Source organism: Streptomyces sp. NPDC041784, assembly GCF_055591025.1.
On record NZ_JBVJAB010000003.1, the window covers coordinates 103449 to 115488 of the forward strand.

General features: G+C 75.3%; 12 protein-coding genes. 9 read left to right on the top strand and 3 right to left on the bottom strand.

Annotation, left to right across the window (positions count from 1 at the left end; translation table 11 throughout):
- Nucleotide 1 precedes the first annotated feature (1 nt).
- Together ACZ6D7_RS07245 and ACZ6D7_RS07250 are read left to right on the top strand one after the other, a co-directional pair.
- A complete protein-coding gene (locus tag ACZ6D7_RS07245; RefSeq protein ID WP_469484826.1) occupies nucleotides 2–1849 on the top strand; it encodes a transketolase in 1848 nt (615 codons plus the stop codon).
- Nucleotides 1850–2013: 164 nt separating this feature from the next.
- Nucleotides 2014–2694 carry a GvpL/GvpF family gas vesicle protein gene (locus ACZ6D7_RS07250; RefSeq protein ID WP_469484828.1) on the top strand — a complete coding sequence of 227 codons (681 nt, stop codon included), beginning with the start codon at nucleotides 2014–2016 and terminating at the stop codon, nucleotides 2692–2694.
- A 79-nt stretch (nucleotides 2695–2773) separates the two neighbouring features.
- On the opposite strand, the gene ACZ6D7_RS07255 is transcribed toward ACZ6D7_RS07250, so the two are convergent.
- Complete coding sequence (locus ACZ6D7_RS07255; RefSeq protein ID WP_469484831.1) at nucleotides 2774–3595, bottom strand: class I SAM-dependent methyltransferase; 822 nt, start codon at nucleotides 3593–3595, stop codon at nucleotides 2774–2776.
- A 232-nt stretch (nucleotides 3596–3827) separates the two neighbouring features.
- On the opposite strand from ACZ6D7_RS07255, the gene ACZ6D7_RS07260 reads away from it, so the two are divergent.
- The 7 genes from ACZ6D7_RS07260 (at nucleotide 3828) to ACZ6D7_RS07290 (ending at nucleotide 10603) form a co-directional block, all read left to right on the top strand.
- Complete coding sequence (locus tag ACZ6D7_RS07260) at nucleotides 3828–4502, top strand: histidine phosphatase family protein (RefSeq protein WP_469484833.1); 675 nt, start codon at nucleotides 3828–3830, stop codon at nucleotides 4500–4502.
- 126 nt (nucleotides 4503–4628) lie between these two features.
- Nucleotides 4629–6248, top strand: coding sequence for an ATP-binding cassette domain-containing protein (locus ACZ6D7_RS07265; protein WP_469484835.1), 1620 nt, complete (start codon nucleotides 4629–4631; stop codon nucleotides 6246–6248).
- 84 nt (nucleotides 6249–6332) lie between these two features.
- Nucleotides 6333–6647, top strand: a complete 315-nt coding sequence (locus tag ACZ6D7_RS07270; protein ID WP_469484839.1) for a DUF6158 family protein — start codon at nucleotides 6333–6335, stop codon at nucleotides 6645–6647.
- A 231-nt stretch (nucleotides 6648–6878) separates the two neighbouring features.
- The gene (locus ACZ6D7_RS07275) at nucleotides 6879–7625 is read left to right on the top strand and encodes a hypothetical protein (RefSeq protein WP_469484842.1); all 747 of its coding nucleotides are present in this window, start codon (nucleotides 6879–6881) and stop codon (nucleotides 7623–7625) included.
- 171 nt (nucleotides 7626–7796) lie between these two features.
- Nucleotides 7797–9044: an aminotransferase class I/II-fold pyridoxal phosphate-dependent enzyme gene (locus ACZ6D7_RS07280; protein ID WP_469484845.1), complete on the top strand. Its 1248-nt coding sequence runs from the start codon at nucleotides 7797–7799 to the stop codon at nucleotides 9042–9044.
- The gene (locus ACZ6D7_RS07285) at nucleotides 9041–10105 is read left to right on the top strand and encodes an MBL fold metallo-hydrolase (protein WP_469484848.1); all 1065 of its coding nucleotides are present in this window, start codon (nucleotides 9041–9043) and stop codon (nucleotides 10103–10105) included. The genes ACZ6D7_RS07280 and ACZ6D7_RS07285 overlap by 4 nt, the downstream gene beginning before the upstream one ends.
- A gap of 42 nt (nucleotides 10106–10147) precedes the next feature.
- Nucleotides 10148–10603, top strand: coding sequence for an ankyrin repeat domain-containing protein (locus ACZ6D7_RS07290; RefSeq protein WP_469484850.1), 456 nt, complete (start codon nucleotides 10148–10150; stop codon nucleotides 10601–10603).
- Here the strand turns inward: ACZ6D7_RS07290 and ACZ6D7_RS07295 are convergent.
- Both ACZ6D7_RS07295 and ACZ6D7_RS07300 read right to left on the bottom strand, forming a co-directional pair.
- The gene (locus ACZ6D7_RS07295; protein WP_469484853.1) at nucleotides 10600–11226 is read right to left on the bottom strand and encodes a DedA family protein; all 627 of its coding nucleotides are present in this window, start codon (nucleotides 11224–11226) and stop codon (nucleotides 10600–10602) included. The genes ACZ6D7_RS07290 and ACZ6D7_RS07295 overlap by 4 nt on opposite strands.
- Entirely contained in the window at nucleotides 11223–11996 is a 774-nt protein-coding gene (locus tag ACZ6D7_RS07300) for an MBL fold metallo-hydrolase (protein WP_469484856.1), read from the bottom strand. Before ACZ6D7_RS07300 ends, ACZ6D7_RS07295 begins: the two co-directional genes overlap by 4 nt.
- Nucleotides 11997–12040: the final 44 nt, after the last annotated feature.

Genomic DNA, 12040 nt, shown 5'->3' on the forward strand with positions numbered 1-12040 from the left:
GATGGACACCGCCGAACTCAGCGACCTCGGACAGCAGTTGCGCGTGGACAGTGTGCGCGCATCCGCCGCCGCGGGATCCGGGCACCCGACGTCCTCGATGTCGGCCGCGGACCTGATGGCGGTCCTGCTGGCGCACCACCTCCGCTACGACTTCGACCGCCCCGCCCACCTGGGCAACGACCGCTTCGTCCTGTCCAAGGGCCACGCCTCGCCCCTGCTCTACGCCGCCTACAAGGCGGCCGGCGCCATCGACGACGACGAACTGCTCACCTTCCGCACCCTCGGCAGCCGCCTCGAAGGGCACCCCACCCCGCGCCGGCTGCCGTGGGTCGAGACGGCCACCGGGTCGCTCGGCCAGGGCCTGCCCGTGGGCGTCGGCATCGCGCTGGCCGTGAAACGGCTGGAGCACTCCGCCGCCCGGGTGTGGGTGCTGTGCGGGGACAGCGAACTGGCGGAGGGCTCCGTGTGGGAGGCGGCCGAGCACGCCGGGCACGAGCATCTGGACAATCTCGTCGCGATCGTCGACGTCAACCGGCTCGGCCAGCGCGGCCCCACCCGGCACGGCCACGACCTCGCCGCCTACGCCCGCCGCTTCCAGGCCTTCGACTGGCACACCGTGCAGGTCGACGGGCACGACGTGGACGCCGTCGACCGCGCCTACGGCGAGGCCCTCGCCACCCGGGGACAGCCCACCGCGATCCTCGCCCGCACCCTCAAGGGCAGGGGCGTCGCCTCCGTCCAGGACCGCGAGGGCCTGCACGGCAAGCCGCTGCCCGAGCCCGACGAGGCGATCGCGGAACTCGGCGGGATCCGCGACCTGCGCGTCCAGGTGCACGAACCGGCGCCCGCCCGGCTGCTGCACTCCGTCCCCACCGGCCGCCTCGACCTGCCCCGCTGGGAGAAGGGCGAGGAGGTCGCGACCCGCGACGCCTACGGGCAGGCCCTCGCCGCCCTCGGCACCGCCCGCGAGGACGTCGTCGCCCTCGACGGCGAGGTGAGCGACTCCACCCGCGCCGAGTACTTCGCCAAGGAACACCCGCAGCGGTTCTTCGAGTGCTACATCGCCGAGCAGCAGCTCGTCGCCGCCGCCGTCGGGATGGCGGCGCGCGGCTGGGTGCCGTACGCCTCCACGTTCGCGGCCTTCCTGACCCGGGCGTACGACTTCGTGCGGATGGCGTCGGTCAGCGGGGCCGGGATCAACCTGGTCGGCTCGCACGCCGGAGTGGCCATCGGTCAGGACGGGCCGTCGCAGATGGGGCTGGAGGACCTGGCGATGTTCCGGGCCGTGCACGGCTCGACCGTGCTGTATCCGTGCGACGCCCACCAGACCGCCCGGCTCGTCACCGCCATGGCCGGGCTCGACGGCATCCGCTATCTGCGCACCTCGCGCGGCGCCGGACCGGTGCTGTACGGGCCCGACGAGGAGTTCCCGGTCGGCGGCAGCAAGGTGCTGCGCTCCTCCGACCGGGACCGGCTGACCGTCGTGGCGGCCGGCGTCACCGTGCACGAGGCGCTGCGGGCCGCCGACGCCCTCGCCGGCGAGGGCATCGAGGTGCGGGTCGTCGACCTGTACTCGGTCAAGCCCGTCGACCGGGCCGTCCTGCGGCGGGCCGCCGAGGAGACCGGCTGTCTGCTGACCGTGGAGGACCACCACGAGGAGGGCGGCCTCGGGGACGCCGTCCTCGACGCCTTCACCGACGGACGGCCCGTGCCCCGCCTGGTGCGGCTCGCCGTCCGGACGATGCCCGGCTCGGCGTCCCCGCGGGAGCAGCTGCGCGCCGCGGGCCTCGACGCCGACTCCATCGCCGCGTCCGCCCGGCTGCTGGTGGAACACGCGGTCGTACCGTGAGCGCCGCGCGCTCGCGCCCGGCGGCGGCCGGGAGGACGATGAGGACGAGAAGGACGTGACGGAACGGAGCGGGGCTCGACCGCGGGGCGGGGCGGCCGGTGCCACGCGGACCGGCGGGGCCGCGTGGCACGCAAGGCCCGGGAGGACGTTCGGGAGGAGTCGTCATGACGGGACTGCGGTACGTCTACGCCGTTTGCCGGCCTTTCGCCGCGCCTCTCCAGGCCGATCTCACCGGCGTCGCGGGCGATCCGCCTCGTCCGCTCACCCACCACGGTCTGATCGCCGTCGTCAGTCATGTGCCGGAGCGCGACTTCGCCGAGCAGCCGCTCCACGACCACCTCGCGGACCACGACTGGCTCACCGAGACCGCCCGCGCCCACGAGCAGGTGGTCGACGCGCTCACCGCCGTCACCACCCCGCTGCCGCTGCGCCCCGCCACCGTGTTCCCCGACGACAGCGGGGTGCGCGTGATGATGCAGGACCACGAGGAGGACTTCCGGCGCACCCTGGACCGGCTGGAGGGGCGGGTCGAGTGGGGTGTGCGGGTGTACGGCGAGTCCGGGGCCGGGACGGAGCAGGTCCAGGGGTTCGCCGACCGCCTGCACGAGACCCTCGCCGCGCACGCCGAGGCCGCCCGGCTCCGCCCGACGCGCATCACCGCCCCGGCGGATGTCCCGCAGAGCGTCCTGGACGCCGCCTATCTCGTGCCCCGGATGAAATCCGAGGAATTCGTCGAGATCGTGGACCGCGCGAGAGGCGAGGCTCCGGGAGCGCGCGTCGACCTCGCCGGTCCGTGGGCGGCCTATTCCTTCGTGGAATCCTTCGTGGACGACGTGCATGCGTGACCGCGTGGCCGCGTGACCGCGTGGCCGCGTGAATGCGTGGCCGCGTGAATGCGTGAATGGGTGACTGCGATTCCGCGGCTCAGGCGTCCTTCCGGCACAGAATCTCCCCGTGCAGGACGCTGAACCAGCCGTCCTCGCGCTCGCCCCACTCCCGCCACGCCCGTGACACCGCCCGCAGCTGGTCCGCGGTGGCGTGACCCCCCTCCGTGGCGCGCTCCGCGTACGCGGAGGCCAGGGTGCGGTCGGCCCACAGGCCGCTCCACCACGCCCGCTCCTCGGCGGTGCTGAACGTCCAGGTGCCGGAGGTCGCCGTGATGTCGGTGAACCCGGCCGCCAGCGCCCAGGACCTCAGCCGGCGCCCCGCGTCCGGCTCACCGCCGTTGGCCCGGGCCACCCGGCGGTACAGGTCCAGCCAGTCGTCCATCCCCTGGGACGCGGGGTACCAGGTCATCGCCGCGTAGTCCGCGTCGCGGACGGCCACGTACCCGCCCGGCTTGGTCACCCGCCGCATCTCGCGCAGCGCCAGCACCGGGTCGCCCACGTGCTGGAGCACCTGGTGGGCGTGGACCACGCAGAACGTGTCGTCCGGGTACTCCAGGGCGTGCACGTCCGCGACCGCGAAGTCGATGTTGGCCAGACCGCGGGCGGCGGCCGTGGCACGCGCCTGGTCCAGGATGCCCGGCGCGTGGTCGACGCCCGTGACGTGCCCGTCGGGGACCAGGGCCGCCAGGTCGGCGGTGATGGTGCCCGGCCCGCAGCCGATGTCCAGGATCCGCATGTGCGGCTTCAGCGCGCCGAGCAGATAGGCCGCGGAGTTGGCGGCGGTCCGCCAGGTGTGCGATCGCAGCACCGACTCGTGGTGCCCGTGCGTGTAGACGGCGGTCTCCTGCGCCTTCGGCATGGCTCTACCCCTTCTCGGCGTACCGGACCCGGCCTCCGGGGAGGCCCGGGCGACACAGGTCACCGTACGCTCATGGCCGCATACTGAGACCGTTTGTTTCACGATGCGGACGGCGGAGGTGTCTCGGCGCCTGTCCCGGCGCCGGTCCCGACGGGTACGCTGAGGTGGCCGTTTCCGGGCGCGGGGGCGGTGTCCGCGGCATCCGCGGTATCCGACTCCGGAGGGTCACTGCATGCGACTGCTGCTCGTCCGCCACGGCCAGACCCCCACGAACGTGGAGTACCTGCTGGACACCGCCGTCCCCGGACCGGGTCTGACCGAGCTGGGCGAACGGCAGGCCGCCGCCCTGCCGCAGGCCCTCGCCGGCGAGGACGTCGAGGCCCTGTACGCCTCCACCCTCGTGCGCACCCAGCTCACCGCGGCGCCGCTGGCCGCCGCCCACGGCCTCGACGTGCGTGTCCGCGACGGCATTCGGGAGATCTCCGCCGGCGACCTGGAGATGGCGCCCGGCGACTCACCGCAGAGCGGGCGGTACATGCGTACGGCGTTCGCCTGGGCCGCGGGCGACGTGGAGCTGCGCATGCCTGGCGGGGAGACCGGCGTGGAGTTCCTGGCGCGCTACGACGCCGTGGTCGCCGAGGCCGCGGCGAGCGGCGCGGGCACGGTCGCCCTGGTCAGCCACGGCGCCGCGATCCGTGCCTGGGCCGCCGCCCGGGCCGACAACGTCGACGTCGCCTTCGCCGCCGCCCACCGCCTCGCCAACACCGGCACGGTGATCCTGGAGGGCTCCCCGACGGACGGCTGGAAGGCCCTCAGCTGGGCGGGCGCCACGGTGACCCCGGCGCGGGAGAGCGGACCGACGGGGGAGAGCGGACCGGCGGGGGAGGGCCTGGCGGCGCGCGGCTGAATCCGCAAAGCGGGCCGCGGCGCGTCGGATCCCGGCCGCAGGACCCTGGTGCCGGCCGCATGCTCCCTGCTCCCGGCCGCTTATCGGTTTGCCGCCGGTCGTGGCCGGACCGCAGAATGCCTCCTCATGGGACATCTGGAAGCCGCGCACCTCGAGTACTACCTCCCCGACGGGAGGGCGTTGCTCGGCGACGTCTCCTTCCGGGTGGGCGAAGGGGCCGTGGTGGCCCTGGTCGGACCCAACGGCGCCGGCAAGACCACCCTGCTGCGGCTGATCTCCGCAGAGCTGAAGCCGCACGGCGGCACCGTCACCGTCAGCGGCGGACTCGGCGTGATGCGCCAGTTCGTGGGCTCCGTACGGGACGAGACGACCGTACGGGACCTGCTGGTGTCGGTGTCCTCGCCGCGCATCCAGGAGGTCGCGAAGGCCGTCGACAAGGCCGAGCACGCGATCATGACCGTCGACGACGAGGCAGCCCAGCTCCAGTACGCGCAGGCCCTCTCCGACTGGGCCGAGGTGCGCGGCTACGAGGCCGAGACGCTGTGGGACATGTGCACCACGGCCGCGCTCGGCATGCCGTACGACAAGGCGCAGTTCCGGCTGGTGCGCACGCTCTCCGGCGGTGAGCAGAAGCGGCTCGTGCTGGAGGCGCTGCTGCGCGGCACCGACGAGGTGCTGCTGCTCGACGAGCCCGACAACTACCTCGACGTCCCCGGCAAGCGGTGGCTGGAGGAGCGGCTGAAGGAGACCCGCAAGACGGTCCTCTTCGTCTCCCACGACCGCGAACTCCTCTCCCGCGCCGCCGAGAAGATCGTCTCCGTGGAGCCCTCGCCGACCGGCGCCGACGCCTGGGTGCACGGCGGCGGCTTCGCCACCTACCACGAGGCCCGCCGCGAACGCTTCGCCCGCTTCGAGGAGCTGCGCCGCCGCTGGGACGAGAAGCACGCCCAGCTGAAGAAGCTCGTCCTGAACCTCCGCCAGGCCGCCTCCATCAGCCATGAGCTGGCCTCCCGCTACCAGGCCGCCCAGACCCGGCTGCGCAAGTTCGAGGAGGCCGGCCCGCCGCCGGAGCCGCCGCGCGAGCAGGACATCACCATGCGCCTCAAGGGCGGCCGCACCGGGGTACGGGCCGTCACCTGCCAGGGGCTCGAACTGACCGGCCTGATGAAACCCTTCGACCTGGAGGTCTTCTACGGCGAGCGGGTCGCCGTCCTCGGCTCCAACGGCTCCGGCAAGTCGCACTTCCTGCGGCTGCTGGCCGGCGACGACGTGGCGCACACGGGCGCGTGGAAGCTCGGCGCGCGGGTCGTCCCCGGGCACTTCGCCCAGACCCACGCCCACCCCGAACTCCAGGGCCGCCCCCTCCTCGACATCCTCTGGCAGGAGCACTCCCAGGACCGGGGCGCGGCCATGTCCCGGCTGCGCCGCTACGAGCTGACCCAGCAGGCCGAGCAGACCTTCGACCGGCTCTCCGGCGGCCAGCAGGCCCGCTTCCAGATCCTGCTGCTGGAACTGGAGGGCGTCACCGCCCTGCTCCTCGACGAGCCGACCGACAACCTCGACCTGGAGTCCGCCGAGGCGCTCCAGGAAGGCCTGGAGGCCTTCGACGGCACGGTCCTCGCCGTCACCCACGACCGCTGGTTCGCCCGCTCCTTCGACCGCTACCTGGTCTTCGGCAGCGACGGCCGGGTCCGCGAGACCCCGGAGCCGGTGTGGGACGAGCGGCGCGTGGAGCGGGCCAGGTAGGACGCCGTGCTCCGTGCGGGGGCCCACCGGTGCGAATGTTCGTACAGTGGAGGCAGAACTCGGAACGACGAGCGGGGCACCACCATGACCGGAGTCGACCCGGACCGGCTGGACGACCAGCAGCTCATGAAAGAGCTGGAGACGATCCACCGCACGCGCCACGACACCCTGCTGTACGGCTCGAACGACGCCTTGCGCGCCCACAACGACCGTATGGCCCGGCTCGAGGGCGAGTACCTGCGCCGCAACCCGCGCCGCTTCGTGGCCCCGGGCCGCACCCGCGAGGGAGCCCGGGACCGCGCCGCCGCGTGCGACGGCGCCCGCCGGGCCCCGGCGGGCCGGGCCGAGACCCCGGTCGGCAAGTGGGGCCGGGAGCCGACGAGCGGCACCGGCTCCTAGGGGCCGGCTCCCAGAGACCGGCTCGCAGGGACTGGCTCCCAAGGACCGCCGGACGGGCGGTTGGGGCCTGTCCTGGCGCCTGTCCGGGCGCTCCCGGAACGTCACCCGCATGGCGGGCCCCGTCCCGCGAATGGGGTCCGGCCGCGCGCGGCACGGGCCGGTGCGGGCTGTGATGGTCGCGGGGCTGTCACGCCGCCCCCGCCCGCAGCCGTCGGCCGAAGGAGCCGCTCCATGCGCCGCACCGCCCCACTTCTGTCCGCCGTCGCCCTGGCCGGTGCCCTGCTGGCCGCCGCCGGCCCGGTCGCGTCCGCGGATCCGGCGGCGGAGGTCAGCCCGGGCAGCGTCGACCCGGGCGGCAGCGTCACCGTCTCGGTGTCCTGCGACCCGCTCGGCGGCCCCGCCCCCGAGACCATCGACGCCTCCTCCCTGGCCTTCGCGGACGGCACCGTCCGCCTCAACCGGGTCACCGGCACCGACGACACGGCCGCCGGGCCCGCCTACACCGGCACCGCCCGCAGCGGCCCCGCCGCCGACCCGGACGCGGACGAGGGGGTCGGCCCGGACACCGCCTGGACCGTCGACGGCACCTGTCCGGCGCCGCCCGGCGGACAGGGCAGCCCCTGGAGCGCCACCTTCGACATCACCCGGGCCGGCGGTGGTGGCAGTCAGCCCTGCACACCGGCGTACGACCGGAGCGGCTCGTCCTGCGAGACCGGCCACACCTGCGCCCACCCCGCCGACTGCCCGACGCCCGCCCCCACCCACCACCCGTGCGCCCCCTCCGCGCAGCCCTACGGCACCGCGGCCCGCACCGACCCCTGTGCCCCGGCGACCGTCGAGCACGGTGTACGGGCCGGTACCGGCGGCACCTTCGCGGACTCCGTGCCCGCCCTGGTCGCCGGCGGTGTGCTGATCGCCGGCGCGCTGGGCGCCGCCGTGCACCGGCTGTGCCGCCGCGGCTCCGCGAGAGACGCCTGACCGCGCCCAGCCGCCGGCCGGGCCCGCGCTGTGACCGGCGCGACGCGATCGGGCGGCCAGGGGGCGGGGCCCCACGGCGTACGCACAGCCCCGGGGCCCCACCCGGCCCCGGACGACAGGTCACGCACCACCAGGCACAGGGCATCAGGGACGGACTGCGCGGAGGACCCCATGCGGCGCACGGAACCGGAAGGCCACGGGCCGGTCCGCTACGGCCCCCCGCTCCCCTCGGACGGACTGCCCGTGCCGCCCGAACTCGCCGCCGTCCTCGCCGAGGCCGCCCACCGCGGCGACGGCGAGCGCGTCGGCGGCGGCCCGGGCCTGCTGGAGGCCGCGGGCGGCTACTGGGAGCGGCGCGGCATCCCCGCCGCGCCCGCCCGGATCGTGGCCGGTCCCGGCGCGCCCCCGCTGCTGCTCGCGCTGACCGCCGCGCTCGGCGGTGACGTCCTGGTGCCCCGGCCGTGCGCGGCCTGGTGGGCGCCGTACGCGCGACTGCTGGGCCGGCCGCTGTTCCATGTGGCGACGCCCGCCGAGTGCGGCGGCGTCCCCGACCCGTACGCGCTGCTGGAGACCGTGCGCCGGGTGCGCGCCGAGGGCGGCGACCCGAGGCTGCTGGTGCTCTCCGTCGCCGACGACCCCACCGCCACCGTGGCGCCGCCGGAGGTGCTGCACGAGGCCGTGGAGGCAGCCGCCGGGGAGGGGCTGCACCTGGTCAGCGACGAGACCTGGCGCGACACCGTGCACGCCCCGCACGACACGGTGCTGGTCAGCCCCGCCGAGATGCTGCCCGAAGGGGTCACCGTCGTCACCGACCTGGCCGGGGCCCTGCTGCCCGTCGGCTGGCCGGCCGCCGTCGCCCGTTTCCCCGCCTCGGCCGCCGGGGACGACCTGCACGCGCGCGTGCTCGACGTCCTCACCGCCCTCGACGCGCGCGTGGCCGCCCCGGTCGCCGCGGCCGCCGCGCACGCCCTGACCGAGCCCGCGCCGGTCACCGAGCGGGTCGCCGCCGCCGTACGCCTGCACGCGCGGGTGGCCGAGGCGGCGCACGCGGCCGTGGCCGGCGCGGGCGCCCTCGTCCGGCCGCCCGAAGCGGGACGGCATCTGTACGTCGACCTCGAACCCCTGCGCGACGCGTTGTCCCCGCGCGGTGTCGGGGACGCGCAGGACCTGGAGGACTTCCTCTCCGCCCGGCTCGGGATGCCCGCGCCGGGCGGCCACCGCTTCGGGGACGACCTCGCGGCGCTGCGCGTGCGCCTGTCCACCGGCGCGCTGCTCGGTGCCACCGACGCGCTGCGCGCGGAATGCCTCACGTCCCCCACGCCGTTGGAACTGCCGCACGTGCACCGCGCGCTGACGCATCTGAAGTCGGTCTTCGACGATCTCCGTGACGACGCCCGGCGATGGGAGCCTCCTCGATGACGCAGCGGTCCGAGCCGACCACGACCAGCGCGGTGACCACCCGGGACACCGCCCTCCCCGCCGTCCCGCCGTCCCCCCTCATGCCCCCGTTCCCGCCGCTCGCCGAACCCCGCCCGCCGGGCGAACGGCGGGTGTGGCCGCGCACCTTCCACGACCGGTTGACCGCCCCGCTGCCCGACCTCAGAGCCCTCGCCCGCTTCGCTCGCGAGGGCTCGGTACGCCCCGGCAAGGAGGGCCTCGCCGACATCCCCCGGCTGCCCTTCGCCCCCGCTCCGCTGCCCCGCGTGGACGCCCGCGCCGTCGCCGTCTCCTGGGCGGGGCACGCCAGTTGGGTGCTGCACGTCGGCGGTCTGACCGTCCTCACCGACCCGGTCTGGTCGCGCCGTATCCTCGGCACCCCGGCCCGGATCACCCCCGTCGGCATCCCCTGGCGGGCGCTGCCGCCCGTCGACGCGGTCGTCATCAGCCACAACCACTACGACCATCTGGACGCGCCGACGCTGCGCCGGCTCCCGCGCGACACACCGGTGTTCGTGCCCGCCGGGCTCGGACGCTGGTTCCACCGCCGCCGGTTCACCCGCGTCACCGAGCTGGACTGGTGGGAGGCGGCCGAACTGTCCGGCGTACGCTTCGACTTCGTCCCCGCCCACCACTGGTCCAAGCGCACCCTCACCGACACCTGCCGCTCGCTGTGGGGCGGCTGGGTCCTCACCGCGCCCGACGGGCGACGCGTGTACTTCGCCGGCGACACCGGTTACGGTCACTGGTTCTCCCGGATCGGACAGCGCCACCCCGGCATCGACCTCGCCCTGCTGCCCATCGGCGCCTACGCCCCCCGCTGGTGGCTCAGCGACGTCCACTGCGACCCGGACGAGGCCGTGCGGGCCGCCCTCGACCTGGGGGCGCGCCGGATGGCCCCCATGCACTGGGGGACGTTCGTGCTGTCCGCCGAGCCCGTCCTGGAACCCCTCGACCGGGTGCGGGCGGCCTGGGCGCGGGCCGGGCGGGACCGCGAGGACCTGTGGGACCTGCCGGTGGGGGCCTCACGGGTGCTCGGATAACGCGTTGCGCGAGCCGCCCGGAGCCCTGGAGGATCGCGGATCATGAACCGGCGGCGCGGCAAGAAACTCAGCGGCAGACTCGTCACAGCGGCCCTCCTGGGCGACGTGTCGCAGGTGAAGGCGCTGCTGCGGGCCGGGGCCGACCCACGGCGCGCCGACGCCGACGGCACCACCCCGCTGTACCAGGCGGCCGTGCAGGGGGACGCGGAGACCGCCCGCCTGCTCCTGGCGGCGGGCGCCGACCCGGACGCCGAGAGCGGGCACGGCTCGGAGGGCACGCCCCTGTGCGGCGCCGCCTGCTGGGGGTACACCGAGACCGTGCGCGTCCTGCTGTCCGCAGGCGCCGACCCGAACCTGCCCGAGGACCACGGCACGGGCTGGACGCCCCTGGAGTGGGCCGAGCACGGCCCCCACCCGGAGACGGCCGCCGCCCTCACCGCGGCGGGAGCCACCCCGCGCGGCGACCGAACCGGCCCTTCCGCGCAGGACGTTTCCTAGACGGCGCGCGTCCCCCGCAGGCGTCGCCACACGCTCGGGGCCGCGCTGATCAGTACCGTCAGTGCGACCGCCGCGACCACGCCCTCCCACGGCTCGGCGAACAGGGAGCCGCCGACGATCCCGATCAGCTGGTAGGTCACCGCCCAGGCCAGACAGGCCGGCAGATTGCCGCGCGCGAAGCGGCGCAGCGGCCACTCGGCCATCAGACAGGCCAGCATCACGGGGATCCGGCCGGCCGGCACCAGCCGGGACAGCACCAGCACCGTGGTCCCGTGTTCGGCGAGCTTGTCCTGCGCCCCCGTCAGCCGCTCCTCCGGGGCCCGCGACCGGATCGCCTCCAGCCAGCGCGAGCCGTTGCGCGAGCGCATCCCGCGCTGCCCCAGCCAGTACAGCGTCGCGTCCCCGCAGAACGCCGCGAGCGACGCCGTCAGAAACACCAGCGCCAGCGAGAACGGCTCCGCCTGATGGAACGCCACCACGGCCGCCGAACTCACCAGCGCCCCCGTCGGCACCACCGGAACCAGCGCCCCGATCAGCACCAGCAGGAACAGCGAGGGATAGCCGAGCGCCTGCGTGGACGCCGTCGGCGCCGTCGTCGCGGCGGCCGCGAGCCACCACCTCACCGCGCGACCTCCAGGCGCACGCTCTCCCCGTGCCCGAGCCGGTGCACCGCCACCCGGGGCGCACGCTCCGCCGCGAGGCGCACGAACTCATCGCCCGGCGCATGGAACTCATGGGGGCGCACGGCGTCCATGCCGATCGGCCAGTATGTGCCGTAGTGCACCGGCACCGCGCTGCGCGGCGCCAGCCGGGCCAGTGCCTCCGCCGCCCGCCCCGCGTCCAGATGCCCCTCGCCGAGGTAGGGACCCCAGCCGCCCACCGGCAGCAGCGCCACGTCGACCGGCCCGACCTCCCGGGCCATGTCCTCGAACAGGCCGGTGTCCCCGGCGAAGTACGTCCGTGCCTCGCCCTCCACGACGTACCCGAGCGCGGGGGAGCGGTGCGGGCCGACCGGCAGCCGCCGCCCGTCGTGGCGCGCGGGTACGGCCCGTATCCGCAGGCCGCCGACGGTGACCACGTCACCGGGCGCCAGCTCGCCGACCCGCAGATGGCGCAGCCGGCGCAGCGCGGGGACGGCGCGCGAGGCACCCCGGGGCACCAGCAGGCGCGTGCCCGGCGCGAGGCGCGCCAGCGAGGGCACATGGAGGTGGTCGGCGTGCAGATGGGAGACGAGCGCCACGTCCGCGCGCCAGGCCTCGGGCGGGGGCGGCGCACCTCGGCGGCGGCGCAGATGGGCGAGCCGGCGGGCGAACAGAGGATCGGTCAGCACGCGCACGTTCGAATCCTCGACCGTGCAGGTCGCGTGACCCCACCAGGTGATCTCCACCGGCACCTCTTTGCCTCCTTCGCGCGACTCCCCCGAAGCCTACGGGCAGG